The sequence below is a fragment of the Mycobacterium sp. DL440 genome (assembly GCF_011745145.1).
Lineage (GTDB): Bacteria > Actinomycetota > Actinomycetes > Mycobacteriales > Mycobacteriaceae > Mycobacterium.
Map to the genome: position 1 here is coordinate 1119182 of NZ_CP050191.1, position 25999 is coordinate 1145180.

The 25999-nt window shown below is 66.3% G+C and carries 25 protein-coding genes and 1 pseudogene; 10 read left to right on the plus strand and 16 right to left on the minus strand.

What is annotated here, in order from left to right; all coding sequences use genetic code 11:
- Positions 1-13: 13 nt before the first annotated feature.
- From HBE63_RS05575 to HBE63_RS05595, 5 genes are all read right to left on the minus strand, one after another.
- Complete coding sequence (locus HBE63_RS05575) at positions 14-463, minus strand: DUF6319 family protein (RefSeq protein ID WP_371815009.1); 450 nt, start codon at positions 461-463, stop codon at positions 14-16.
- 109 nt (positions 464-572) lie between these two features.
- A complete protein-coding gene (locus tag HBE63_RS05580; protein WP_166903863.1) occupies positions 573-1271 on the minus strand; it encodes an HAD family hydrolase in 699 nt (232 codons plus the stop codon).
- Positions 1272-1355: 84 nt separating this feature from the next.
- Positions 1356-1745, minus strand: a complete 390-nt coding sequence (locus tag HBE63_RS05585) for a MerR family transcriptional regulator (protein ID WP_166903864.1) — start codon at positions 1743-1745, stop codon at positions 1356-1358.
- Between the two features lie 19 nt (positions 1746-1764).
- Positions 1765-3249, minus strand: coding sequence for a SulP family inorganic anion transporter (locus tag HBE63_RS05590; protein WP_371814920.1), 1485 nt, complete (start codon positions 3247-3249; stop codon positions 1765-1767).
- A gap of 278 nt (positions 3250-3527) precedes the next feature.
- Entirely contained in the window at positions 3528-5024 is a 1497-nt protein-coding gene (locus tag HBE63_RS05595; RefSeq protein WP_166903866.1) for a potassium/proton antiporter, read from the minus strand.
- A 79-nt stretch (positions 5025-5103) separates the two neighbouring features.
- Here HBE63_RS05595 and HBE63_RS05600 point away from each other — a divergent pair, with 79 nt between their 5' ends.
- Complete coding sequence (locus tag HBE63_RS05600) at positions 5104-5796, plus strand: TrkA family potassium uptake protein (RefSeq protein ID WP_166909417.1); 693 nt, start codon at positions 5104-5106, stop codon at positions 5794-5796.
- A gap of 124 nt (positions 5797-5920) precedes the next feature.
- Here HBE63_RS05600 and HBE63_RS31845 read toward each other — a convergent pair.
- Positions 5921-6085: pseudogene (locus HBE63_RS31845) on the minus strand (hypothetical protein); the annotation flags it as partial.
- Between the two features lie 83 nt (positions 6086-6168).
- Between HBE63_RS31845 and HBE63_RS05610 the strand changes: the two are divergent.
- Positions 6169-6468: a hypothetical protein gene (locus HBE63_RS05610; RefSeq protein ID WP_166903867.1), complete on the plus strand. Its 300-nt coding sequence runs from the start codon at positions 6169-6171 to the stop codon at positions 6466-6468.
- Positions 6469-6471: 3 nt separating this feature from the next.
- On the opposite strand, the gene HBE63_RS05615 is transcribed toward HBE63_RS05610, so the two are convergent.
- The 3 genes from HBE63_RS05615 to HBE63_RS05625 all read right to left on the minus strand — a co-directional run bounded on the left by HBE63_RS05615 (position 6472) and on the right by HBE63_RS05625 (position 9695).
- Complete coding sequence (locus HBE63_RS05615; RefSeq protein WP_166903868.1) at positions 6472-7848, minus strand: NtaA/DmoA family FMN-dependent monooxygenase; 1377 nt, start codon at positions 7846-7848, stop codon at positions 6472-6474.
- Positions 7849-7866: 18 nt separating this feature from the next.
- A complete protein-coding gene (locus HBE63_RS05620; protein ID WP_166903869.1) occupies positions 7867-9027 on the minus strand; it encodes an LLM class flavin-dependent oxidoreductase in 1161 nt (386 codons plus the stop codon).
- Positions 9028-9173: 146 nt separating this feature from the next.
- Positions 9174-9695: an isoprenylcysteine carboxylmethyltransferase family protein gene (locus HBE63_RS05625; RefSeq protein ID WP_166903870.1), complete on the minus strand. Its 522-nt coding sequence runs from the start codon at positions 9693-9695 to the stop codon at positions 9174-9176.
- A gap of 89 nt (positions 9696-9784) precedes the next feature.
- On the opposite strand from HBE63_RS05625, the gene HBE63_RS05630 reads away from it, so the two are divergent.
- On the plus strand, positions 9785-10384 hold the full coding sequence (locus HBE63_RS05630) for a TetR family transcriptional regulator (RefSeq protein WP_166903871.1): 600 nt from the start codon (positions 9785-9787) through the stop codon (positions 10382-10384).
- A 19-nt stretch (positions 10385-10403) separates the two neighbouring features.
- Here the strand turns inward: HBE63_RS05630 and HBE63_RS05635 are convergent, their stop codons facing one another.
- A complete protein-coding gene (locus HBE63_RS05635; RefSeq protein ID WP_166903872.1) occupies positions 10404-11210 on the minus strand; it encodes a Fic family protein in 807 nt (268 codons plus the stop codon).
- Entirely contained in the window at positions 11204-12220 is a 1017-nt protein-coding gene (locus tag HBE63_RS05640; RefSeq protein WP_243858525.1) for a putative nucleotidyltransferase substrate binding domain-containing protein, read from the minus strand. Before HBE63_RS05640 ends, HBE63_RS05635 begins: the two co-directional genes overlap by 7 nt.
- 171 nt (positions 12221-12391) lie before the next feature.
- On the opposite strand from HBE63_RS05640, the gene HBE63_RS05645 reads away from it, so the two are divergent.
- The 5 genes from HBE63_RS05645 to atzF are packed head-to-tail and all read left to right on the plus strand — an operon-like array spanning position 12392 to position 19058.
- On the plus strand, positions 12392-13933 hold the full coding sequence (locus tag HBE63_RS05645) for an amino acid permease (RefSeq protein WP_166903873.1): 1542 nt from the start codon (positions 12392-12394) through the stop codon (positions 13931-13933).
- Between the two features lies 1 nt (position 13934).
- On the plus strand, positions 13935-14762 hold the full coding sequence (locus tag HBE63_RS05650; RefSeq protein WP_166903874.1) for an urea amidolyase associated protein UAAP1: 828 nt from the start codon (positions 13935-13937) through the stop codon (positions 14760-14762).
- Entirely contained in the window at positions 14759-15379 is a 621-nt protein-coding gene (locus tag HBE63_RS05655; RefSeq protein ID WP_166903875.1) for an urea amidolyase associated protein UAAP2, read from the plus strand. The genes HBE63_RS05650 and HBE63_RS05655 overlap by 4 nt, the downstream gene beginning before the upstream one ends.
- Positions 15376-17370 (plus strand): 5-oxoprolinase/urea amidolyase family protein, encoded by a 1995-nt coding sequence (locus HBE63_RS05660; RefSeq protein WP_166903876.1) that lies wholly within the window; start codon positions 15376-15378, stop codon positions 17368-17370. Before HBE63_RS05655 ends, HBE63_RS05660 begins: the two co-directional genes overlap by 4 nt.
- Entirely contained in the window at positions 17367-19058 is a 1692-nt protein-coding gene (gene atzF / locus HBE63_RS05665; RefSeq protein WP_166903877.1) for an allophanate hydrolase, read from the plus strand. Before HBE63_RS05660 ends, atzF begins: the two co-directional genes overlap by 4 nt.
- A 17-nt stretch (positions 19059-19075) precedes the next feature.
- Here atzF and HBE63_RS05670 read toward each other — a convergent pair whose 3' ends face one another.
- Entirely contained in the window at positions 19076-19654 is a 579-nt protein-coding gene (locus HBE63_RS05670; protein ID WP_243858527.1) for a TetR family transcriptional regulator, read from the minus strand.
- A gap of 183 nt (positions 19655-19837) precedes the next feature.
- On the opposite strand from HBE63_RS05670, the gene HBE63_RS05675 reads away from it, so the two are divergent.
- Complete coding sequence (locus HBE63_RS05675) at positions 19838-21439, plus strand: FAD-dependent oxidoreductase (protein ID WP_166903878.1); 1602 nt, start codon at positions 19838-19840, stop codon at positions 21437-21439.
- Here HBE63_RS05675 and HBE63_RS05680 read toward each other — a convergent pair.
- From HBE63_RS05680 to HBE63_RS05690, 3 genes are all read right to left on the minus strand, one after another.
- Positions 21417-22316, minus strand: a complete 900-nt coding sequence (locus tag HBE63_RS05680) for a DMT family transporter (RefSeq protein ID WP_166903879.1) — start codon at positions 22314-22316, stop codon at positions 21417-21419. The genes HBE63_RS05675 and HBE63_RS05680 overlap by 23 nt on opposite strands.
- Positions 22317-22397: 81 nt before the next feature.
- On the minus strand, positions 22398-23540 hold the full coding sequence (locus HBE63_RS05685) for an acyl-CoA dehydrogenase family protein (protein WP_166903880.1): 1143 nt from the start codon (positions 23538-23540) through the stop codon (positions 22398-22400).
- The gene (locus HBE63_RS05690; protein WP_166903881.1) at positions 23541-24773 is read right to left on the minus strand and encodes an acyl-CoA dehydrogenase family protein; all 1233 of its coding nucleotides are present in this window, start codon (positions 24771-24773) and stop codon (positions 23541-23543) included.
- A gap of 202 nt (positions 24774-24975) precedes the next feature.
- Between HBE63_RS05690 and HBE63_RS05695 the strand changes: the two genes are divergently transcribed.
- Positions 24976-25338, plus strand: a complete 363-nt coding sequence (locus HBE63_RS05695; protein ID WP_208301411.1) for a PAS domain-containing protein — start codon at positions 24976-24978, stop codon at positions 25336-25338.
- 2 nt (positions 25339-25340) lie between these two features.
- Here HBE63_RS05695 and HBE63_RS05700 read toward each other — a convergent pair whose 3' ends face one another.
- Positions 25341-25994, minus strand: a complete 654-nt coding sequence (locus HBE63_RS05700; protein ID WP_166903883.1) for a ScbR family autoregulator-binding transcription factor — start codon at positions 25992-25994, stop codon at positions 25341-25343.
- Positions 25995-25999: the final 5 nt, after the last annotated feature.

Sequence of the window (25999 nt, forward strand, 5' to 3'; positions counted from 1 at the left end):
GCCTACTGAAGCCTCACTCCAAGTCGGACAAGACCTTTCGAGCTGCTTCGAGTTCAGCCTCCAGTGCGGCAACCTTGGCGGCCTGTTGGGAGCGCGCCTCGTCGATGATCTCGTCGATCGGGGTGGCCAGGTCCTCGTGCAATTCTTTGGCCGCGCGGGAGACGGCGGCGGCCGCGACCGCGAGATCACGAGCCAGGTAAGTGGTGCCCTGCTTGAGCTCGGCGTGCCATTCGCCGTCGGCGGTACCGGTGACCGTGAGGATCAGCTCGATCGTCTTGGCTTTCTTGTTTGCCGCCTTTTTGGCCGGAGCCTTCTTGGGCTTCTCCCCGGCAGGGGCGTCGGAGGCAGGTGCGTCGGGCGCCGGCGTGCTCTCGGGCGCGTTGCCCTCGACCGAAGTAGTCAAGTCGTCGGAGGTGTCGGAGTCGGTGGTCAACGTTCCTGGTGTCTGGGCGTCTACAGTCATGGTCACGGCGAACTCCTTCTAAACATCGCCCGCACTGAGCGGGATGGGCGGCGAGGAGTATTAGAACACACGTTCGACCTTCGGGGTCAAGTCGACGCGCCCGCCGTGCTCACTTCTTCGGGAGGGCGGCCCCGCCGGCCCGAGCGCCGATGGCGGTGGCATCCAGGTGTTGGAGAAGATCAAGTGGATCATCGAAAACGGCTTGCGCACCGGCTTTTTCGAGTTCACAGTCGGCGACTCCACCGCAACGTAGACCGATGAAGGGCACACCGACACGGGTGGCGGCTTCACCGTCCCACACCGCATCGCCGACGAAGACAGCCCGATCGGCAGTGACGCCGGCCCGCTTGAGGGCCACCTGAACGATCCCCGGATCGGGCTTGGCCGTGTCGACGTCTTTCGCTGATGTCGCGTCCATGATGGCGTCGTCGCTGTCCAAAACCTTTCGGGTGAGGGCGAGTTCGTCCTCGGGCGCGGAGCTGGCGAGCACCACCCGCACCCCGCATTCTGACAAATGATGCAGCAGTTCGCGGGCGCCGGGTAAGCGGACGATCAACTCTGCGGACTCTTTGTACAGGCCGCTGTGGCGGTCTTTGAGTCGTTGCTGCACGTCCTCTCCGGCGTTCCCGGACAAGCTCGCCACCAAGTGGCCGCCGTCCATGCCGATGCTGCGGTGTATCCGCCAGGCCGCGACGTCGATCTTCTCTTCGCGGAAAGCGCGTGTCCACGCATCGACATGCAGATAGTTCGAGTCGACAAGTGTCCCGTCGACATCGAACAGGACCGCAAAAGGATCGGCTTCAGACATTCGCATCACCTCCCGCATCGGTGTGCGCCTAACCAAGCGCCACCGCGCGGTATACCCGCCTGCGCTGAGGTCAAACGGTCGCAGTCAGTTGCGGTACTGCGCGAGTTGCTCGGTCAGTTCCTGCGCGTACGCCAGCTGTCGGGTGAGTTTGACGCAGGCATCCTGTGCGCGGGCATGGCATTCGGCCACATACTCGGTGGCTCGGGCACGCCGAGCGCGCGAGGCGGTAGGGGAGTTGAGCGTGTCGAGGGCGTCGAGCAGACCACGCATTTCATCGAGGGTGAAGCCCGACGGTTTCATACGCCGGATTGCCAGCAGCCGGTTGACATCCTCGGTGGTGTACAGACGGAACCCGCCCGCGGATCGGGCTGAAGGCACGACCAGGCCGACCTCGTCGTAGTGCCGAATCGTCTTGATGGACAGTTCGGTTCGCGCAGCGACCTCGCCGATCTGGAGATGATCCTGATTGCTCAACGATTCCCCCTGTGACAATTCAGTGCGTCGCGACGGTTTGACCGCTGAGTCGCGCGTGACGTTCTGCGCTGTTCTCGTTCATCCCGACGATGCTGACGGTCTTGCCCTTGGCGGCGTATTTGGTGGTGATGGCGTCCAACGTGGACACGGTGGATGCATCCCAGATGTGGGCCTGGCTCATGTCGATGATGACGTTGTCGGGGTCCCCGGTGTAATCGAATTGGTAGACCAGGTCATTGCTGGAGGCGAAGAACAGCTCGCCCCGGACCGCATAGACGCGGGTGTCCTCGTCCGGGTGGGCGACGTCGACGACCTCGGTGAAATGAGCGACACGGCGCGCGAACAGCACCATTGCCGTCAGCGTGCCGACGGCGACCCCGTAGGCCAGGTTGCTGGTGGCCACGGTGATCGCCACCGTGGCCAGCATGACCGCGGTTTCGCTCTTGGGCATGCGCTGCAACGTTTTCGGGTTGATGCTGTGCCAATCCAGGGTGCCGACGGACACCATGATCATCACGGCGACCAGTGCTGCCATGGGGATTTGGGCCACGATGTCGCCCAGGCCGACGACGAGACCGAGCAGGAACGTGCCGGCCAGGAACGTGGAGATCCGGGTACGGGCGCCGCATGCCTTCACGTTGATCATGGTCTGCCCGATCATGGCGCAGCCGCCCATACCGCCGAAGAATCCGGTGACGATGTTGGCCACACCTTGGCCCAGCGCCTCGCGGGATTTGTCGGAGTGGGTGTCGGTGATGTCGTCGACGAGTTTGGCCGTCATCAGTGATTCCAGCAGGCCCACCGCGGCCATGGTGAGGGCGTAGGGCGCGATGACCCCGAGGGTCTGCAGGGTGAATGGGACGTTCGGAATCAGCAGGGACGGCAGGCTCGACGGGAGTTGCCCTTCATCACCGACGTTGGGAATCGACCAGCCGAATCCGACGGTGGCGGCGGTGAGCACCACGATGGCCACCAGCGGAGCGGGGATCGTGGTGCTCAGTTTCGGTAGCGCCACGATGACGGCGATGGCGATGGCGACCATCGGGTAGACCAGCCACGGCACGCCGAGCAGGTGGGGCAACTGGGCCAGGAAGATCAGGATCGCCAACGCGTTGACGAAGCCGATCATCACGCTGCGCGGCACGAAGCGCATCAGCTTGGCTACTCCCAGGCCACCCAGGATCAACTGCAGCACTCCGGCCAGGATGACGGTGGCGATCAGATAGTCCAGACCGTGACTGCGCACCAACGGGGCCACCACCAGTGCGACGGCCCCGGTTGCTGCCGAGATCATCGCGGGCCGCCCACCGACGATCGCGATGGTCACCGCCATCGTGAACGAGGCGAACAGGCCGATGCGCGGATCCACGCCGGCGATGATCGAGAACGAGATCGCTTCGGGGATCAGGGCCAGCGCCACCACCAGGCCGCCGAGCACCTCGGTACGCAGCCGGCGTGGCGCGCGGAACGTGGCCAGCAACGATTGCTGTTCGCGCGGTGTCACCGCGTCGGACGATGGTTTCAAAACAACTCCAGATTCAGCGCCAATCCTCAAACCAGACACGGCAAGTAGGCACATTGGACACGCTTCATTGCGTGAAAGGTTTTGTCAGAACGTGCAATTGCTGCCCGCTGTGGGTCAGCTTCTGTCGGAGGTCGCACGACCGCCACGTTCTACGCCGACGGCAACCCTACCCTTAGGGGAGGGTTGAGTTCCAAATTGGCGAGTCTGGATGTGCCCGGCGCCACAGTCCGCGGGCGTCCTACGCGAGCTCCGGAAATTCAGTCCTCGAGCCCGTATTCGTCGAACCAGTAGGCGAGCTTGCCGCGGCGGCTGACCGCGCGCATCCGGGCCTCGGCCGCCGTCCGCATCTTGCTGGTGGTGACGATGAGCAGTTCGTCGCCGACGGCGATGCGGGTGTCCGGTAGCGGGACGAAGGTGCGGCCGTCGCGGATGATCAACGTGATGACTGCCGGGTCCGGTAGCCGCAGTTCCAGGATGGTGACGTTGTGCAGGCGGGAGTGCGGTTGCACGGTCATGGTGAGCAGTTCGGCGTCGAGCACGTCCAGCGGTGCGGCTTCGACCTGGATCTCGCGGGTGATGTCGCGGGTGATCAGCCCCAGCGCGTTCGCCACGAACCGGATGCTGGGGGCCTGGATCAGGGTGAAGATCACCACCAGGACGAACACGATGTTGAGCAGCCGGTAACTGTCGGGCACGCCCGCGACGATGGGGAATGTGGCCAGCACGATCGGCACCGCGCCGCGGAGCCCCGCCCAGGACAGAAAAAGATGTTCGCGGAACGGGATCCGGAATCCAGCCAGCGACAGGACCACCGACACCGGCCGGGCGATCAGCAGCAGCACCAGTCCGATGACGATGGCCGGAATGATGTCGCCGGCCAGATCGTGTGGGTTGACCAGCAACCCGAGGAGCACGAACAGCCCGATCTGGGCCAGCCAGCCCACCCCCTCGGCGAAGGAACGGGTGGCTGACTTGTGCGGCAGGCCCGAGTTTGCGAGGACCACCGCGGACAGATAGGCGGCGATGAAACCGCTCGCATGGGCACTGCCTGCAGCGGCGAACGCGATGAAGCCCAACCCGAAGGTGGCGATCGGGTAGAGCCCCGAGGCCGGCAGCGCGATCCGGCGCAAGGCGAACGCACCGGCGAACCCGACGCCAAGGCCCAGCAGTGAACCGGTGACCAGTTCGTAGAGCAGGTCGGTGATTGCGCCTTCGGGGTGGAACACGAACGGCACCACGCTGAACGTCAGCACGAGGATTACTGCGGGCGCGTCGTTGAAACCGGACTCGGCCTCCAGCAGCCCGGCCAGCCGGCGGGGCAGCGGCAGGATCCGCAGCACCGAGAACACCGCGGCCGCGTCCGTGGACGCGACGATCGCCCCGAGTAGCAGCGCGAGTTGCCAGTCCATGCCCAGCAGCAGGTGCGCACCGACGGCGGTGATGACGGTGCTGATCACCACGCCGACGGTGGCCAGCACCGACGCAGGCGCCAGTACCCCGCGGATATCGGAGAAGCGAGTGGTCAGACCGCCCTCGACGAGCACGATCGCCAGCGCTGTCGTGCACACGTTGCGGGCCAACTCGACGTTGTTGAAGTCCAGTCCGACCCCGTCGACGCCCAGAATCATGCCGACTGCGAGGAAAAACAGCAGGCTGGGAAACCCGATCCGGGTCGCCACGCGCGTGCCGATGATGCTCGCCAGCAGGACAACGCCGCCGGTGAGCAAGGTCAGGTACAGCTGGTTCAGACTCATCGGGAATTAGTTAATCAGGGCGAAGGGCCGTGAGTGGGACGTGCGGATAGGGGAAAATAGCCGAGTGGGCGAACGGAAGATGCGAGTCGTGGTTGCCGGCGCGGGCAATGTGGGCCGGTCCGTGGCCCGCGAGTTGCTCGAGAACGACCACAAGGTTTTGTTGATCGAGCAGCTTCACCGCCGATATGAACCCCACACCGTGCCTGACGCTGATTGGTTGTTGGCCGACGCCTGCGAGCTGTCCGCGATGGAAGATGCCGGGATCGAAACCTGCGACGTGCTGATCGCCGCGACCGGTGACGACAAGTCCAATCTCGTGGTCGGGTTGCTGGCCAAGTCCGAGTTCGGGGTGCCGCGGGTAGTGGCGCGCATCAACGACATCCGCAACCAGTGGTTGTTCGGCCAGGAGTGGGGCATCGATGTCGCAGTGTCGACGCCCGGCGCACTGGTGGCCGGCATCGAGGGTGCGATCGACGTCGGACACCTGGTGCGGTTGATGACCCTGCGCGGGGGCCGGGTGGAGCTGACCAAACTCACCCTCCCGCAGGACAACCCCGTGGTCGGGGAGCGGGTGGACCGCCTGGAGCTGCCGGCGGACACCGCGCTCGTCACCGTCGTCCGCGGAAACCAGGTCAGGTTGCCCAAGCCCGACGACATTCTCGAAGCCGGGGACGAGCTGCTGTTCACCGCCAACCGCACGTCGGAGAACTCGCTGCTGGCCGCCATCCACGGCGGCGAGTTCCTCCGCGAAGTGGTTTCCGAGGAACCGTGACGCGAAATATCGACGCTAGTTCGTCGACGGTGGTGGTTGTGGTTGGAAGGGTTGGTACCACCACCAGTCGGCGCGTTCCCCGGTGGGCCCGGGACACGGTGGAACATCGGGTGGGGGTGTCGTCGGTGGCCCCGCACAGTTCGTCACGCTCCAGCTCGGCGACGATCTCCACGATGCGTCCATCGATCGCGTTGCGCTGACCGCACAGCTCCGACAACTCGTCGCGCAGCACCTCCAGCCGCTGCGCGGGGCTCGCCTCAGCAGTGAAAGTGGTTGCGGTCGAAGACATGACGCTATCATCACAAGAGGGTCCGACAAGTCTGGAACGAAACCTCAGGCGTCATCGGTGGATCGAGCCGTAGGCTCGTTCGCATGGACGCCGAAGACGCTGAGGAATCCGAAGCACCGGAACGCCGGCTGGTCATCAGGGTCAACTCGAACGCCAAAATGTCGCGCGGCAAGGCCGCAGCCCATGCCGTGCATGCCGCGCTCAAGCTTTACGGCATCGAATACGAGCACCCGGTTATCGTGATCGGCGGCAAGCCCGACGAGATCCTGGCGCAGACGGTGCATGTGCGCGACGCCGGGCGCACCGAGCTGGAACCGGGCACGTTGACTGCGGGGGCGAGCTGGGAGTACAAGGACCGCACCGAGCTCGACGCACCCGAGTAGGCCCTATCCTGTTGCGGCTGTGTGCTCCTGACGCGGCTGGGGTACTTCCAGGCCGAGATGCTCTCGCAGCGTTGCCCCTTCGTAGGCGGTGCGGAACACACCGCGCTCCTGCAGCAGAGGCACGACCTGGTCGACGAACGGATCGAGCCCGCCGGGGGTGACGTGGGGGACCAGGATGAATCCGTCGCTGGCGTCGGATTGCACGAGATGGTCGATGGATTCGGCAATCGTGGCTGCCGAGCCGACGAAGTTCTGCCGCCCGGTGACCTCGATGATGAGCTCACGGGTGGTCAGGTTCTCGGCCTCGGCCTTGGCACGCCACTCATTGGCGACGGCGATGGGGTCGCGGTGGATGCGCACGCTGGCCCGGCCCTTGGCGATGGTGTTCTCGCCCACCACCGGGTCCGCGGTGGGCAGCGGCCCGTCCGGGTCGTGATCGGTTAGGTCGCGGTTCCACAGTTGTTCGAGGAACTTGATCGCAGTGGCGGGGGAGACCTGGGCCAGGCGTACCTCGTGTGCCAGCTCGGCGGCCTCGGCATCGGTATCGCCGAGCACGAAGGTGGCCGCGGGCAGGATCAGCAACTGGTCGTGGCGGCGGCCGTATTTGGCCAGGCGGCCCTTGACGTCGGCATAGAACTTCTGGCCGTCCTCCAGCGTCCCGTACCGCGAGAAGATGGCGTCGGCGGCCGCGGCGGCGAACTCGCGCCCGTGATCGGAGTCCCCGGCCTGGAAGATCACCGGGCGTCCCTGCGGACTGCGCGGGACGTTGAAGCGACCGCTGATATCGAAATGGTCGTTGCGGTAGGCGAACTCGCCGGCGGCGGCATCGGAAAGGAAGACGCCGATTTCCTTGTCGGCGACGACCTCGTCGCCTCGCCACGAGTCGAACAGGGTGTGGGCGGCGGCCAGGAAGCTCTCAGCCCGCTCGTAGCGCTGGTTCTCCGGTAGGAAACCGCCGCGTCGGAAGTTCTCCCCAGTGAAGGCATCCCACGAGGTGACGACGTTCCATGCGGCCCGGCCTTCGGAGAGGTGATCCAGCGAGGCGAATTGCCGTGCCACCTCATAGGGTTCGTTGAAGGTCGAGTTGATGGTGCCGGTCAGACCGAGTCGCTCGGTTACCGCGGCGAGCGCGGCCAGCACCGTGAAGGTGTCCGGGCGTCCCACCACGTCGAGGTCGTAGATCTGGCCGCCCTGTTCGCGCAGACGCAGCCCCTCGGCCAGGAACATGAAATCGAACTTGCCGCGTTCGGCTGTCTGCGCGAACCGGACGAACGAATCGAAATCGATGTGGCTGCCCGATTCGGGGTCGCTCCACACCGTGGTGTTGTTCACCCCGGGGAAGTGCGCGGCCAGGTGGATCTGCTTGACGGGCTTGCTCATGGGCGTGTCCTGTCGATGTCAGACGGTCGTGTAGCGGTTGGCCGGGCGGGGCAGGCCCAGCAGGCCACGCAAGGTGGATGCTTCGTAGGACTGGCGGAACAGGCCGCGGTCCTGCAGGTCGGGGACCAGTACGTCGGTGATCTGCTGCAGGTCGTGCGGCAGGGACGCCGGGCGCAGCCGGAAACCGGCGACGCCGGCGGCGTGCCAGGCCTGCAACAGGTCGGCGAGTTGCCCGGGTGTTCCGACGAAAATCTCGGCGTCACTGTGATATTCGGTGCCGGCCAGCTCGTCGAGGCGCGCGCGTCGTGCGCGCGCCACGTCAGGCGCGTCGTCGAGGAACACCACCAGGTCGGCGAATACCCGCACTGCGTCGGCGTCGGTGGGCCGCAACGCGGCGATGGTATCGACCAAGGCGGCGACCTCAGCGACGCTGTGCGGGGTGACGAAGCCGACGTCGGTGCTGCCCGCGATCAGTTGGTAGGCGAGGTCGACGTGACCCAGCGCGGCGACGACGGGCTGGCCCTGCGGCGGCCTCGGGGTGATCGAGGGACCCTTCACGGAAAATGAGGCGCCCTCGAAATCGATGTAGTGCAGCTTGTTTCGATCGACGAACCGCCCGGTGGTCACGTCGCGGATCTCGGCGTCATCCTCCCAGCTGTCCCACAACCGGCGCAGCACCTCGACGTAATCTGCCGCCTCGTCGAACAACTCGGCACTCAGCGCCGCACGCTCGTCGGGCAGGTGACGCCGACCGAAATGCGCTCCGGCATCCCGCCGGGAGGCCACCTGGACCCGTAGCCCGGCACGGCCGGTGCTCACGTAGTCGAGGGTGGCGATCGCCTTGGAGGCGTGGAACGGCTCGGTGTGGGTGGTGATCACGGTGGGTACCAGACCGATGTGCCGCGTACGCGGTGCGACGCGGGAGGCGATGAGTACCGCGTCGAGGCGCCCGCGTACGCGGTCGGTGCGATCATCGGGGCGGAACGGGTGATCGGACTGCAGCGTGAGTCCGTCTTCGATCGTGACGAAATCGAGCAGGCCGCGTTCGGCCTGGTTGACCAGATCGGTCCAGTACCGCGGCGAGAGCGTTTCTCCTGCCCGGGCCAGCGGCTCGCGCCAGGAGGCCGGGTGCCAACCGGTGCCGTCGAGTGCGACGGCGAGGTGCAGAGGGGTACCCATCGACGGTTCTCACTTTCAATCGCGGTCTCTGGCAGCAACGCGAGCTCACACCCGGGTAATCCCGGGCGGGAGCCGCTGCGAGTGGGCAACCCAGTCTGACCTGCTTGAAGAGATCGACGCAGGGTGATGCGAAAGTGCGCGGACCCTCAGCCGCTGTGGGCCGGCACCCACGCAGTCGGGCGCGGAGTCCACCGCGGAACGTTTCGGCAGAAGTCGTCGTACGGGGCACCGAACCGCTTGCGGAGGTGGGGCTCCTCGAAGACCGGGATCGCGATCACGGTCAGGGTGCAGAACAGTACGAACCAGCCGAACAGCCAGGGCGAGGCCGTGGCGACCGCGGTACCGAGCTGGATGCTGAACACCGCGGTCATCATCGGGTTGCGGACGTGCCGGTACGGCCCTTCCACCACAAGGTTGACCGGAGATCCGATGGCCAGGGCGCCCTTGCCGATGCGGTCGAACAGGATCACCGTCCAAACCAGGAACCACAGCCCGAACGCGATCAACGCCGCGCCCGCGAGGGCGAGCAGGAGCCCCGAAGTGGTGGTCAGGTCAGGGGCTTTCGTGCCGGTTGTCCAGATGATCAGGGCCGGAATGAAGATCGTCATCGTTGCCGGGGCGATCAGCACCGAGATGGTGTGCCGCCACCAGAGTCGCCGCTGTGTCATGTCGAGCTCCTTTCTTCAACAGGTGTTGAAGAAAACGCTACGCCTCGGCTTCCACATAGGTCAACGGTTGTTGAACTAAACTTCGGGTCATGTCAGAGACCGGGCGCAGTGGCCGCTGGCGCACGGGCCAACAGAACAAGCAGCGCATCATCGATGCGGCCCGGGACCACTTCATGCGCGGCGGCTACGAGCAGGCGACGGTGCGCGGGATCGCCGCCGACGCCGGCGTCGACGTTGCGATGGTCTACTACCACTTCGGCAACAAAGAGGGACTGTTCAACGCGTCGGTGCTCGACACCCCGCAGCACCCGCTGCATCAGTTGGCGCTTCTGCTCGCCGAAGATCCCGACCAGATCGGGGCACGGTTGGTGCGCGACGTGATCCAACGCTGGGACGAGGGCGCCTCCTTCGACCCGCTGCTGACCGTATGGCGGTCGGCCGCGATTCAACCGTTGGCGCGCAAACTCTTACACGACACGCTGGCTGGTCCTGTGGCCCAGCAGATCGCGGCTCAGTTCGGAGTCGACAATGCGGAGTTGCGGGCCGAGTTGGTGACCGTGCATCTGGTGGGCCTGGCGTTCGCGCGATATCAGCTCAAGATCGAGCCGATGGCGTCGGCAACCATCGATGATCTGGTGGCGTGGATCGGGCCGACCGTGCAGCGCTATCTCACAGATCCGAATCCGTAGCTGTGCCGCCCGGAGGGCGTCAGGCACCGGTATCCGATTGCGTCATCGGCAGGAGCCGCCCGCGCAGCACCGCCACGAACGGACGCGGATCGGCGCGCCCGTCCCGACGGAACGGCATCGAGTCCCGGGACGCGCTGATCCACTCAGACCGGGTCATGTCGTCGAGGAACAATCGGCGTCCGGCCCGGCCGGCGAGCAGATGTAGCAGCAGGGTCCCGGTGCGCCCGTTGCCCTCACGGAACGGATGAATCTGGTTGTAGTCGGCATAGATTCGGGCTAACCGGTAGGACAGCGTGCCGTGGTCGATCTCGGTGCCCTCGTCGGAGAGTCCGCCAATCTCTGCGTGCAGTATTTCCAAGGCCCGCGGAATCCGCGCGCACGAGCCGAACGAGCTGTCACGTTTGCGAAGTTCGACGATGCGGGGCTCGCCCGCCCAGGCGTACACATCGCCGAACACGTGCCGGTGCAATGACCGCACATCCAGATCTGAGTCCTGGCAACGTAGATGCGCCTGAAGGATCCGGCCGGCCGTCGCGACGAATTCCAGCTGGGTGAGCACCGCAGCATCCTGTACACCGAAGTTGTTGCGCAGCACCGTGGTTCCTGGCAGGAAATACGGGCGGCGGCGCGCGAGCACCCGCTGGCGTGACGGCGGCGCGGGGGAGGGGAGGTGCCGTGCCAGGTACTCGCCGTAGGTGGTCAAGCCGGTGAGCAATGCGGTCAGGGAGGCGGTCTGCTCCGGTGTGGGCCGCCAGCCTTCGAGGTGCTCGGCGGCGATGGTCTGGGCCAGGGCGTGTCGCCCGGACTCGGTGGGGTCGGTTACCACGTGGAGAACGTCGAGGTCGACGCCAGATAGTCGAGTTTCCGCCGAACTCCGGTGAGTTCACGGCCGATACTGCGTAGCGCCGTGCGGTCCTGTGGCGGGAGATCCGACATTTCGACGCGCTCATCGACGTGGTCACCGGAGCCCGCGGGGTTCCAGCGTGCGGCCCGCAGCCGCCAGCGGATACTGGATCCGATGGCGTGACATTTCGCGAGCGCCCGGGCGTCATCGGGATCGAGGTAGCGGGTGCCGGCGGCCGCGGCGATCCGGTCGGCGGTGGGCAGTGCGTCGGATCCGCAACTGAGTGCGGCCCAGCGCGCGATTCGGACCACCGGGTCGACGGCGGCGTGTTTGACGTCGACGCCGCTGTCACCGGAGGTCAGCAGCCGCAGCCGGGACGGGATGTGGGCGCGGGCGAAAGTGGCGTCCTGCAGCATCGCGGCCAGCGACAGCGGTTGGGCCCGCACCGCGATACCGGCTTGATCGCGAAGATCGGGCCCCGTCCCGAGGGGCAGGGCGTCGGTCAGCAGACCGATCATGACCACACCCCGGTCGGAGGAGGCATCGGCCGCCCACTCGCCGATGCCGATCGCCCACTCCTGGGCGGTGCGGTTGAACCGCACCCGAGAGGCGACCGCACCGTTGTCGTCGGCTCGGAAACCACAACAACCCAGCAGTTCATGCACGTGTACCGCCTGGGCCAGGGCCGATTCCGATGTGACGGCGGGGCTGCGGACCACCAGGGTCTCCAGATCCGAGCCGGGTAGCGCGTCGCCACGGCCGACGCTGCCCGAGGCGTACCAGTGGCTGCCGGGGTCCACCAGTCGCGCCGCGGTCGTCAGCGCGGAACGGGCGACGGCCGACCACACCGCGGCAACCGAGGCGGCCCCGACCCGGGCGTCGGCCACCTGCTGCACTGCACCGTGGGCTGCAGCGGCGGCGGCGACGAGTGCGGCCTCACTGTCCGCCGACGCAATACGCCGGCGGACTTCGTCCAATGCGGCCATAGCCATGTCGGCGATTGTGACAGTTGATCGACCCGGTGAGGTTTCGGCAACGCAATGCTTACCGCTCGCTACATGAACGAAACACGTGGGTGACAGCTCGGACACGCCAACAGGCTTATCTATCGAATGACAGTTAAGGAGCTGGCGGCACCGCCCCCGAGCCTGAGAGAAACGCCTATGACCAGCAGCGCTACGGACAGACAGCAAGATGTGGCCGACCGTTTTGGCGACCACGACGACCTGGCCGAGTTTGGCTACGATCAGCAGTTGCACCGTCGGCTCGGCAAGTTCGAATCCTTCGCCGCGGGCTTCTCGTTCGTGTCCATCCTGACCACGATCTTCCAGCTGTTCGGACTCGGGTTCGGCTTTGGCGGTCCCGCATTCTTCTGGACCTGGCCCGCGGTGTTCCTCGGGCAGTTCCTGGTGGCGCTGTGCTTTGCCGAGTTGGCCGCGCGCTATCCGATCTCGGGGGCCATCTATCAGTGGTCCCGCCGGATGGGTGGCGAGGTGATCGGTTGGTTCGGCGGCTGGTTCATGATTCTGGCGCAGATCGTCACCGCCTCGGCCGCCGCGATCGCACTGCAGGTCGTGCTGCCCACGATCTGGTCCGGATTCCAGATCATCGGCGAGGACCCGGCCCTGACCTCACCGAGCGGTGCGGCCAACGCGGTCCTGCTCGGCACAGTGCTGCTGGTGCTCACAACGACGATCAACTGTCTTGGCGTCAAATGGATGTCGCGGGTCAACAGCGCCGGGGTGATCTGCGAGATCGTCGGTGTCATCGCGGTCATCGGCGTGTTCTTCACCCACGCCCAGCGCGGACCGCAGGTGGTGTTCGACACCGGTCACGCCGGTGGACAGCCCGGCTACGTCTGGGCCTGGATCATGAGCGGGCTGATGGCCGCCTATGTCATGGTCGGCTTCGGCTCGGCAGGCGAGCTCGCCGAGGAGACCCGCAATCCCCGCCGAGTCGCACCGCGCACCATCCGCCTGGCCCTGTCCGCCTCTGCGCTCGGCGGCGGGCTGATGATCCTGGGCGCCCTGATGGCCGCTCCCAGCCTGACCGATGGCCGACTGGCCACCGAGGGCCTTCCGTACGTGCTCGACACCGTGCTTTCCTCACCGTGGGGCACGGTGCTGCTGATCGACGTCTGCATCGCGATCACCATCTGCACCTTGGCAATTCAGACCGCCGCGTCCCGGCTGATGTTCTCGATGGCACGAGACGGGCGCCTGCCCGCCTCATCGATCCTGTCTCGCGTCAACAGCCACACCGGAACCCCGATCTGGCCGTCGGTGCTCATCGGTCTGCTGTGTATCGGGGTGCTGTTGGTCAACGTCGGCAACTCGGCGATCTTCGCCACACTGGCGAGTGTCTGCATCATCCTGATCTACCTGGCCTACCTGATGGTGACTGCACCGCTGCTGTACCGGCGGCTCAAGGGCTGGCCCGCCCAGCGCAATCAGGTCGACGCCGAAGGGCTACCGCTGTTCTCGCTGGGCAAGTTCGGCATCGCCGTCAATGTCCTGGCGGTGCTCTACGGCACGGTGATGATCGTCAACCTGGGCTGGCCCCGAGCCGAGATCTTCAACCCAGGAGGGGATATGCCGATCCTGCAGTGGGCCGGACCACTGAGTATCGCGGCCGCGGTCGCGCTCGGCGCACTCTGCTTCCCCCGCGGCAAGACCCACCCCAAACCCGTCACGATCGGAGCCTGAGATGACCACTGCGACGACCGCAGGCGCCCGCGACCATGCCCGCGCCCAGGCCGGCACCCTCACCGATTCGATGCCGGTGGTGCCCGCCTCGGCCTGGCCCACACCGCCGCAGGATGTCGCTGCCGAGCAATTGACCTGGGCTGAAACGGTTCCCGGTGGTCGCTACACCAGCAAGGTGCTGGCCCGCGGCACCCGGCTGCGGCTGCGCGACCTCAACGGCACCGCGTGTGCCCACCTGCTGCTGTGGCGGGCAGATGCACCCTGGGAGCGGCTCAATGTCGCCGACACCGTGAAAGTGCCCTGGCAGGCCTATCTTTCGTCGGGCCATCCGCTGCTCAGCGACCAGGGCCGGGTGTTGGCCACCCTGGTGTCCGACACCTCGGGCCACCACGATGCCCTGTGCGGGACCACCACCCGGTCCGGCAATGCCGCCAAATACGGTGCAGGCGACGTGGAGTCGCCGAGCCCGTCCGGTCGTGAACTGCTCGCGCTGGCAGCCGTCAAGAACGGCTTGACCCGACGCGACGTCGCGCCCAGCGTGTCGTTCTTCCACGGTGTGCGGGTCGATCTCGACGGCACGCTGGTGTCCACCGGGTCGGCCGGCGCCGGCACGGCCATTGAACTGATCACCCACCTGCCGCTGATCGTGGCTCTCGCGAATACCGCGCACCCCCTGGACCCGGCGCCGCAGTTCACTGTCGGTTCCCTGGAGGTGCTGGCCTGGTCCGCGCCGGGTGACCTGGCCGAGATCGGCGCCACGGTCGGTGACCGCGATCCGGAATACCTACGCGCCTACCTGAATTCCGAAGATGTCTGGAGTGCCCGATGACCGTCACCGCTGCCCACACCATCGTCGATGAAATCGTTGCGCCACGCGCCCCGTGGTCGAAGATCGTGCGCGCCGGGGACGTGCTCACCGTCGTCGATCTGCACGGCAACCAGGCCGTGGACACCTTGTTCTACGGGGCCGACGACCACACCGTGCGCTACAGCGCCCCGGCCACGATCACGGCCCAGGGCAACATCTTCCTGACCACCGGTTCGGTGCTGCGTGACAGTGACGGCGAGCCGATGCTGACCATCATCGACGACGAGGTCGGCAACCACGACACTCTCGGCGGGGCCTGCTCACAGGAATCGAACACGTTGCGCTACGGACACCACACCAAACACCAGCACGCCTGTGTGGAGAACTTCGTCGGCGAAGGCGCCCGGTGGGGGCTGACCAAGGCCGACATCGTCAGCAACATCAATTTCTTCATGAACGTGCCGGTAGATCCGGATGGCGCACTGGGCATCGTCGATGGCCTGTCGGCACCGGGCAAGGCGGTGTCGCTGCGGGCCGAGATCGACACGTTGGTGCTGGTGTCGAACTGCCCGCAGATCAACAACCCGTGCAACGGATTCGACCCGACAGCCGTGCGGATGGTCGTGACCCGACCATGACCACGCTAGAGGTGATCCGGCCCGGCATGGCCACCACGATCCAGGACTGGCCGGGACGGACCGGGTACTGGCAGATCGGGGTGCCGCCGTCGGGACCGATGGACGATGTGTCCTTCCGGCTGGCCAACATCGCGGTGGGTAACCCCGAGGGCGCGCCCGGCCTCGAGGCCACGATGGGCGGACCGGCGTTGCGCTTCGACACCGACACCTGGGTATGTGTCACGGGAGCCGCTGCGCCGGTGAGCGTCGACGGCGCACGGGTGGCGCAGTGGGTACCTTTGCTGGCCGAGGCTGGTCAGGTTCTGGACGTCGGCATGGTTGACGGCCCGGGCCTGCGGGTCTACATCGCCTTGGCGGGCGGGCTGCAGGCCGACGAATACCTCGGCAGCGCATCGACATTCACTCTCGGCCGGTTCGGCGGTCACGAGGGCCGGGTGCTGGCGGTGGGGGACAAGTTGGAAACCGCCGGGGCGCCTGCAGGCACTCGTCGGCGCATCCTGTTCGAGGAGCAGCCGGCCATCGGCCACCACTGGTACATCGCAGTGACCGTCGGCCCGCACTCCGCGCCGGAATTCTTCACCCGCAACGACATCGACACGCTGCTCAACCACGACTACGTGGTGCACTTCAACTCCGACCGCACCGGTGTCCGGCTGATCGGGCCGAAACCGGAATGGGCCCGCACCGACGGCGGTGAAGCTGGACTGCACCCGTCGAACATCCACGACAACGCCTATTCGGTCGGCTCGCTCGACTTCACCGGGGATACCCCGATCCTGCTCGGACCCGACGGGCCCAGCCTCGGCGGTTTCGTCTGCCCGGTCACCGTCACCGCTGCCGACCGGTGGAAGCTGGGCCAACTCGCTCCCGGTGCCACCATCCGGTTCGTCCCGGTGCAGGCAGCGTCGGCGGCCTCGCCGGCCACTGTCGGCCCGGCGCGCCGGGCCAACATCGCGGCGGTGTTCTCCCCAGGCGGCGATGAGGACGACGGAATCATCTCCGGCACAACCTCATCGGATGGCAGCACGGCGGTTACCTATCGGCGGATCGGGGACGACAACGTCTTGGTCGAATACGGCGAAATGCGCTTAGACCTCGCATTGCGGGCCCGCGCGCACGCCCTGCACCACGCGCTGGAACAACACCGGCCCGATGGACTCATCGACCTCACGCCCGGGATCCGTTCGCTGCAGGTCAAGGTGGACCCGGCCCGGCTGCCACAATCGGCGCTGGTGCCGCTGCTGGCCGAACTCGAGGCCTCGTTGCCTGCCGCGCAGGATCTGGTGGTGCCCAGTCGGACCGTGCGGTTGCCGCTGAGCTGGGATGACCCGTCAACGCGGGAGGCGATCGAACGCTATATGCACGGCGTACGGGCCGATGCGCCGTGGTGCCCGTGGAACATCGAGTTCATCCGCCGCATGAACGGTCTGGATTCGGTCGACGATGTGCACCGAATCGTCTATGACGCCGAATATCTGGTGCTCGGTCTCGGCGATGTATACCTGGGTGCTCCGGTCGCCACACCGCTGGATCCGAGGCATCGTCTGGTGACGACCAAGTACAACCCGGCACGCACCTGGACCCCGGAGAACGCGGTCGGTATCGGCGGTGCCTACCTGTGCATCTACGGGATGGAGGGGCCGGGCGGATACCAGTTCGTCGGGCGCACCACGCAGATCTGGAACCATCGTCATCCACTGGTGGCCCAGGGATTCGACCCCGAACATCCCTGGCTACTGAGGTTTTTCGACCGGATTCAGTGGTATCCGGTATCCGCCGAGGAGCTGCTGGACCTGCGCGCCGACATGGCCGCCGGACGCGGCCATATCGAGATCACCGACGGGACGTTCTCGTTGGCCGAGCATGAGCAGTTCCTGGACGCCAATGCCGAGGACATCGCGGTGAAGCGCACTGCGATGGAGGCGGCACGGGCCGAGGAACGTGAGCGGTGGGCAGCAGCAGGAGAATTCGCACGAAAGGAATCTGCATGAGCGAGCTTGCGAGCGAATCATCGGCCCGGCGTCGGATTGCCGAGATCTACCGCCACATCGCCGATAGCGGGCGATCCGAGGTGTTCGTCCACCTGCGTCCGCAGGCCGAGGTCGAGGACGAACACCGTGCGGCGCTTGCGGGTGGCGGATCCCTGGCCGGTTTGGTGCTCGCGGTCAAGGACAACGTCGACGTGGCTGGGATACCCACCACTGCAGCGTGCCCAGACTTCAGTTACATTCCCCATGCCGACGCACCGGCGGTGTCCGCTCTCAAGGCCGCCGGTGCTGTCGTCATCGGAAAGACCAATCTCGACCAGTTCGCCACCGGCTTGGTGGGGACCCGCAGTCCCTATGGCGCGGTGCGGGATTCCCGTCGGCCCGACTACATTTCCGGTGGGTCGAGTTCCGGGTCGGCGGTGGCCGTCGCGCTCGGATTCGCCGACATCGCGATCGGTACCGACACCGCCGGGTCCGGTCGGGTCCCAGCCGGACTGCAGGGCATTGTCGGGATCAAGCCAACCCTCGGTGTGGTCTCGACCGAGGGCGTCGTCCCGGCGTGCGCCAGTTATGACTGTGTGACGATCTTCGCCGCTGATCTGGCCACGGCACAGTCGGCGATGGCCGTGATGGGCGCCGGGGCACCGCAACGGCAGTGGCCGGCCGAGGTTCCCTTCGCAGCGCCGGTGACTCCTCGGATCGCGATTCCGGAAGCGCTGACCGGACTCGACGATGAATGGCAGGCCACCTTCGACGCCGCCGTACGCCAGGCGAAGGACGCCGGATTCGACACGGTCCCGATCCCGATGGACGACTTCTTCGCCGCGGCCGAGCTGCTCTACAGCGGCGCTCTGGTCGCTGAAAGATGGGATGCGGTAGGGGAGTTCGTCAGCACGGCAGGCCTTGATGCGGGGTTGGATCCGACCGTGGCTGCGATCATCACCGCGGCGGGGAGGTATTCGGCCACGGACCTGCTGCGTGATCGTCGCCATGTCGATGAGCTGCGCGGCAAGGCGTTGACGCAGCTCGCCGGCTGTCACGCGCTCATGGTGCCGACCGCCCCCGAGCATCCACGCATCGACGAGGTCGCGGCTGACCCGGTTGCCGTGAACTCCCGGATGGGCCGGTTCACGAACTTCTGCAACCTCTTCGACATGTGCGCCATCGCAGTTCCCGCGGGGACGGTGTCCGACGGTGCGCAGTTCGGAATCACCCTGCTGGCACCGGGATTCCACGACGGCGTCATCGCCGATTTGGCCGCCCGGTTCCTCGATGCCCCGTCGGCCGGGACCTGGCCCGAGTCGGGCGGCGCGCCGTTGACAGAGCTTGCGGTGTTCGGTGCGCATCTGCGCGGGCAGCCGCTGGAACACCAGCTCAGCGGGCGGGGGGCGCGCTGGGCCGGGCCGATCACGACCGCACCGCATTACCGTCTGTACGCACTCGACACGGTTCCGCCCAAACCGGGGCTGACGCGCGTGGGCGAGGGCGGTGCCCCGATTGTCGGAGAACGGTGGCTGTTGTCCCCGGCTGCGCTGGGCGAGTTCCTGGCCGAGTTACCCGCACCGATGTTGCTCGGGAAGGTGGAGCTCGACGACGGCCGCTGGATCACCGGCTTCGGCTGTGACCACACCGCGCCAGCATATGGCCGCGACATCACCGAGTACCGGGGGTGGTTGGCCGCGATGGCTTGAGCCGGAAGGGGTGGCCCTCAGCCGCCGGGCACGATCAGCGAGACCATCGTCTCGAGCTGGCGGGCCATCTGTCGGTAGCTCATCGCGCCCGATTGTGCCTGCAGCAGTGCGCCCCAGAACACTGATTCCAAGGTGGCGAGTACCTCGGGCCAAGCTCCGCCGCCCAGGGCGGTCGAGATTCGGCGCGTGATCTCAACCGCGATCCGCCCACGTACATCGTCGACCATCTCGTCGTCGGTGCTCATCAGTGCCTGGGTGCAGGCGCGCGCCAATCGAGGCTCATCGGCCATCAACAGCGTGAGTGCGGTGAGCTGCTGGGTGACCCGGTCGGTGGGGCTGGTCGCGGGATCGATGTCCAGCGGCAGCTGAATCACCCGGTCCAGGTACAGCTCGGCGAAGACCACCTCGATGGATGGGAAATGTGCGTAGAGCGCCGCTGGCGCCATCTTCGCGCGAGCTGCCAGCGCCGGCACCGAGACGTCGTTGTCTGCATCGAGAAGTTGCGTCGCCGCACCGAAGACACGACGCTGCGCGCGGACGCGCTGACACTGTGCGTCGTTTAGGCGTGTGACCGTAGCCACCGCTGGCCTGGACATGTGTCCAAGATATAGATTCGCGGCCCGATTGGCAATCGCTCAGCGAAACTGCATGTATCAACCCATATTTAGTGTTGGTATTCGTGCATTTCGGCCGCCGGTGAGTGTTTGGACGGGACTGCTGACTCGGAAAACCGGACAGGTGTCCAGTATGATCTGCTCAGATCTGAAGGGGGAGGTCCGATGGCTTACGTGATCACGCAGAACTGCTGCAAGGACGCCAGTTGTGTTCCGGTGTGTCCGGTGGACTGCATCCGTCCGGCGGAGGGCGGGCTGGATTCCATGTCGGCCGAGATGCTCTACATCGATCCGGAATCGTGCATCGACTGTGGAGCGTGCTTCGAGGAGTGCCCGGTGGGCGCGATCCACTACGAAGAGGACTTGCCCGGTGAACTGCAGCGGTTCAAGGACCTCAATGCCGCGTACTTCAAGCGCCATCCGCTAGAGCCGGTGACGGTACCGACGGCCACATCTCGCTCGCGGGTCGACCCGGGATCGCTACGGGTCGCCATCGTCGGTTCCGGACCGGCCGCCTGCTACGCCGCCGCCGAGTTGATCGATGTCGACGGTGTGGAGATCAACCTGTTCGAGCGACTACCCACGCCGTTCGGCCTGATCCGGGCGGGCGTGGCCCCCGACCACCAGCACACCAAGTCGGTGGTCGACATCTTCGAGCGCGTGTTCACGAGCTCACGGTTCGCCAGCCATTTCAACGTCGAGGTTGGCCGGACCCTCAATCATGATGAACTCCTCGCTCATCACCACGCGGTGATCTACGCGGTGGGGGCGGCCACCAGTCGGCGGCTGGGTATCGAGGGCGAGGATCTGATGGGGCACCACGCTGCGGCCGAGTTCGTCGGTTGGTACAACGGCCACCCCGACCACGCTGCGCACCAGTTCGATCTGTCGGGTGAGCGGGCGGTCATTGTGGGGAACGGCAACGTCGCCCTCGACGTCGCTCGGGTGTTGCTCATGGACCGGGTCGCGCTGGCGGCCACCGACATCGCCCAGCACACCCTGGATGCCTTGGCCGACAGCGCGATCCGGGAAGTCGTGATCCTGGCGCGACGCGATATCGGTCACGCCGCGTTCTCGGCGGGGGAGTTCCTGGCCCTTGGCCACCTCGAGGGCGTCGACATCATCGTCGACCCCGAGGATCTGCCCGCCGACGACGAGCACGACGACGTCGAAACTTCGTTCAAGCTCGCCATCGCCCGGGAGTACGCCGAGCGCCCCCCGACGCCGGGGAACAAGCGCGTGGTGTTCCGGTTCGGCGCCACCCCGGTCGCCATCGTCGGTGCCGACCGGGCCGAAGGGATCGTGATCAGCACTGACCGATGCGGTACCGGAGTGCTCGAGACGTCGCTGATCCTGCGTTCGATCGGATACCGCGGACTGCCGATCGCGGGCCTGCCCTACGACGAGGACTCCGGGATCGTGCCCAACGATTCCGGTCGAGTCGTCGACGGTGCACCGGTGCCCGGCACCTATGTGACCGGCTGGATCAAGCGCGGACCGCGTGGTGTCATCGGCACAAACCGGTTGTGTGCCGAGCAGACGGTGGCCCAGCTGTGGGCGGATTTCGATGCCGGTCTGTTGACGCGTGACGTCGAAGATCGCGAGTCGCTCGATGCGCTGTTGGCCGCTCGGGGAGCAGACCCGGTCGGCTGGCCAGGATGGCGCGCGATCGATGCCGCCGAACGGGACCGTGGTGTCCAGGCGGCACGGCCGCGGGTGAAATTCGTGTCGGTCGAGGAGATGCTCAGCGCGGGCCGGCGCGGCTGACTTCGGCTTCGGTCTGCGGATCGGGATCGCGAGTCGTGCGGGTCGCCAGGACCGATCCGGCGAGGATCAGCGCCAAGCCGGCCACGTTGTAGACGGTCAGCGGCTCGCCCAGCACGATGACCCCGGCGGCCAGGGCGACGGCCGGGTTGACGTAGGTGAACACGAGTGCCCGCGCACCTCCGACCTCGCGGATCAGCGCGAAGAACACGACGAATGCCAATGCCGTGCAGACCACGGCGAGTGCGGCCAGGGCCACCAGTACGCGGTGCGACGGCATCGGGTCCGGCCAGGTGGTCAGCGCCGGCGTGATGTAGATCAGTGCCGCGACGGACAGGCAGGCCGCGGTCAACGGAAGGGCGGGCACGTCGCCCAGGTAGCGCCCGGCGATCAGCGGAGCGATCGCGTAACAGGTTGCCACCAGCAGCACTTCGGCGATCGACCAGCCATGCCCACCCGTCAGCCCTGGCCCGGCGAGCAGCGCCACACCGGATAGACCAACCCCGAGTCCCGTAATCCGCTTGGCGCTCAACCGTTCTCCACCGGTGAGCCGATCGAGAACCGCGGCGATGATCGGGGCGGTGGCGATCAACAGGCCCGTCAACGAGCTGCTCAGGTGGCGTTCGGCATCGGAGAGCAGGAACCACGCCGCGATGATCTCGAAGAACGCGAAGGCGAGCACGGGCCGCCAATGCCGCAGCACCGGCGCCCAGGCCGCGCGCGACATCACCAGCGGCAACAAGACTGCCGCGCCAATGGCGGTGCGGGCCAGGACCAGCACGGGCACCGACACGCCTTCGACGGCGATTTTAATCAGGAGGTACGGGATACCCCAGATGATGCTCATCGCGCTCAGCAGCAGCCAGCCCCGCACGCTCATCGGTCCAGACTACGGATGAGCACCGCGAGCGCCGCCGTCCCCGCTGGTTCAGTTTCGGTGCGCGCCGAGCCCAGGTCGGCCTCAGGCCCGGGTCAGCTCCGCGTAGCGGGAGACGTGGTAATCGGTTGACCCGAACTCGTACTGCACCGCGGTGAGCCGCTTGAAGTAGTGACCGATCGCCAGTTCCTCGGTCATCCCCATGCCTCCGTGCAACTGCACGGCGTTCTGCCCGACGAAGCGCGCGGCCCGGCCGATGGTGGCCTTTGCCGCCGATACGGCCTTGGCCCGTTGCGCGGGTTCGGCATCGAGGTTCAGCACGGCGAGATACACCGCCGCTGAAGCCTGTTCGACCTCCATGTGCATGTCGACCATCCGGTGCTGCAACGCCTGGAAGCTACCGATGGGCAGGCCGAACTGCTGGCGCTGTTTGCAGTACTCGACCGTGTCGGCCAGCACCTTGCGCATTCCGCCCACGGCCTCGGCGCAGACCGCCGCCGCCCCCTCGTCACGGGCCAGGTCCAGCGACGGCCAGGCCTGACCCTCGGTCCCCAATAACGCCCCGGCAGGCAACCGGACGTCGGAGAACGTCAGGTCCGACGCCCGGCGGTCGTCCACTGTGCGATATGGATGAGCGGTGAATCCCGTTGTCAACGAGGCGATCTCGACCAGGAACAGGGAGATCCCGTCGGTGTCGGCGCGTTCCCCCGAGGTACGCGCGGTCACCAGCAGGTGGGTGGCCAGCGGTGCGTCGACGGCCATCACCTTGGAGCCGTCGAGCACCCACTCGTCGCCGTCTCGGCGCGCGGTGGTGGACACGTCGCGCCAGTTGTCCCCGGAAATCGGCTCGGTGGCCGCCAGCGCGACGATGGCTGAACCCGCCACGATGTCCTCCAACAGGGCGGCCGCGCCCGCGCCACCGGACCGGTGCAGCAGACCACCGGCCACCACCACGGTATCCACAAAAGGCTCGATGACCAGGGCGTGGCCCAAAGCTTCAGCGATGACCATGGTTTCGACCGGGCCACCACCGATGCCACCGGCCTCCTCGGGCAGGGTGGCGCCCAGGATGCCGAGTTCGTCGGCGAAGCCACGCCAGATCTCGGGCTGCCATCCCGGGCCGGTCTTGGCCGCGGCACGGCTCGATGTCAGGTCGTAGCGACTGGCCAGGAACTTGGTCAGCCCGTCGCTCAGGAGTTCCTGTTCGTTGGTCAGGTTGAAGTCCATCTAGAGCCCCAGTTCTGCCTTGGCGAGGATGTTTCGCTGAATTTCGTTGCTACCGGCGTAGATCGATCCGGCCCGGTCGTTGAAGTAGCGCAGTGGCGCGACCGCCTGCCACGGTGCTCCGCTGTGATAGCCGTCGGCGGGCGGCTCGTACTCGGCCACCGGACCGCCCGGGAAGGTGGCGTGCGGTTGGTAGGCACGGGCCAGCGGGCCGGCGGCCTCCATGGACAGTTCGGTCAGCGTCTGGCTCAGTTCGGTGCTCAGGATCTTGAGCATCGACGACGCCGTGCCGGGATGACCGCCCTCGGCGACCGCGGCCAGCACCTGGTACTCCAGGATTTCCAATACGTCGGTGCGGATCCGGGCGTCGGCGAGCCTGCGGCTGAACGCCGGGTCGTCGATCAGCCGGCCACCGTTGGGACCGGGTTGTTCGGAGGCGACCGCCGAGATTTCGTCGCCCAGCACCTGCAGGGCGGGCGCGTTGGCGCCGCCGCCGCGCTCGAATTCCAGCAGATATTTGGCCACGGTCCAGCCGTCGTCGATCGTGCCGATCACGTTGGACTTCGGTACCCGGACCTCGTCGAAGAAGACCTGATTCTGTACCTCTTCGCCGGAAGTCATGACAAGCGGACGGATTTCGATGCCGGGGGAGCTCATGTCGATCAGCACGAACGTGATGCCCTGCTGTTTCTTGGCGCCACGGGTGGTGCGCACCAGCGCGAACATCCAGTTGGCTTCCTGGGCGTGGGTGGTCCAGATCTTGCTGCCGGTGCACACCAGGTCGTCCCCGTCGGTCACCGCTGCCATCGACAGCGCGGCCAGGTCCGAGCCGGCCTCGGGCTCGGAGTAGCCCTGGCAGAAGAACACCTCGCCGGTGAGGATGCCGGGAAGGAAGTAGTCCTTCTGCGCCGGTGTACCGAATTTGATGATGGCGTGAGCCACCATGCGGATGCCCATGGGTGAGAGCGACGGGGCGCCGGCCAGGGTCGATTCGCGGCTGAAGATGTAGTGCTGGGTCAGGCTCCAATCGCAGCCGCCGTGTTCCACCGGCCAGGCCGGAGCTGCCCATCCCCGCTCGTGGAGGACCTTCTGCCAGGCCATGCTGGCGTCGTGATCGGCATACACGCTGGTCATCAACTGGCCCGCGCGGCGGAGCTCGGGAGTCAGATTCTTGGCGAGAAAGTCGCGAACCTCGTCGCGGAATTCCTGGTCGCTCGTCGACCACTTCAGGTCCATGCCTGCCCCTGTCTCTGCGGTGTCGCTCCACAGAGTAAACCTAGTTAGTCAAGTGGCGCAGGCCACCCCGCAATGCGCGGTCGCCCCGATGCGAGTGCGACGCTGTCAGATGTTGCTGGGCGGTGGTGGTGCCCGGCCGAGGTCACAGGCGATAATCGAGGGCGTGGATCGTCGCCAAAGCGGTCAGGACCCCCAATCTCCGATGACACTGCTGCAGAACCTGCCTGCCCTGGTGGTGCTGGAGAGGTTCCCGGTGCCGGTGTTGGCGATCGCCGAAGACGGCACCATCCTCTTCGCGAACAGCGCTTTCGGCGAGATGGTGGGTCGCTGCGCCGACGCGGTCAAGAACATGCCGTTTGCTGAGGTGTTTCACTCACTGCCCGCCGACGAGTCGGCGGTGTCGGTGATGCGCGCCAATGCCGGCCTGCTCGTCGATCTCGTCCATCACGACGGGTCGATCGTGCGGGCGCGGATGAGCAAATCGGCGCTGTTGCGCGGCGATGATCCGGTGGCCTTGGCGACGTTCGAGGACCTCACCGAGCAGCTGTGGGCCGACGAGCTGTAGGGCTATCCCGCGGCCTTCGCACGCCGCAGCGATTCGCGTGAGAGAAACTCACGGAAGTAGTCCAGCGACTCCGGGCTGACGATCGCGGGCAGCAGCAGATTCCAGGTGCGGGCCACGCGTTCACGTAGGTCGGTGCCCGTCGTGGTGGCCCGCGACAGTGCCTCGGCACCCAACATGGAGCCCAGGATCACCTCGGCGGCAGCCGCGATATCCAGACCTTCCCGCAGGTCGCCTTCATCGGCGGCCTGGGTCAGTTGTTCGGTGAGCTCGTCGAGCCAGCTCGTGTACACCCGGGTGGCGGCGGCATTGATCCCGCTGAACGTCCGTAGCAGTTGCATACCGATCTGGGAGACCTTGTCCGACCGGGTGAAGTCGGCCACGACGAACAATCCGTGGATGGTGTTTTCCAAAGCCGGCGAAGAGGATTCGGCGATGGCGCGGAACGTGGTCAGCATGGCGGCGCCGCCATCGTCGATGATTGCCTCGGCCAGGGACTCCTTGGAATCGAAGTGGTAGTACAGCGCACCCTTGGTCATCTCGGCCCGCGCGATGATGTCGCCGAGCCCTGTTGCCGGATAGCCGTGCGCGCTGAACAGGTCGACGGCGGCGGTGATGATTTTCTGCCGGGTCAGCTCGGATCGAGCCTGGCGTGCCATTGTGG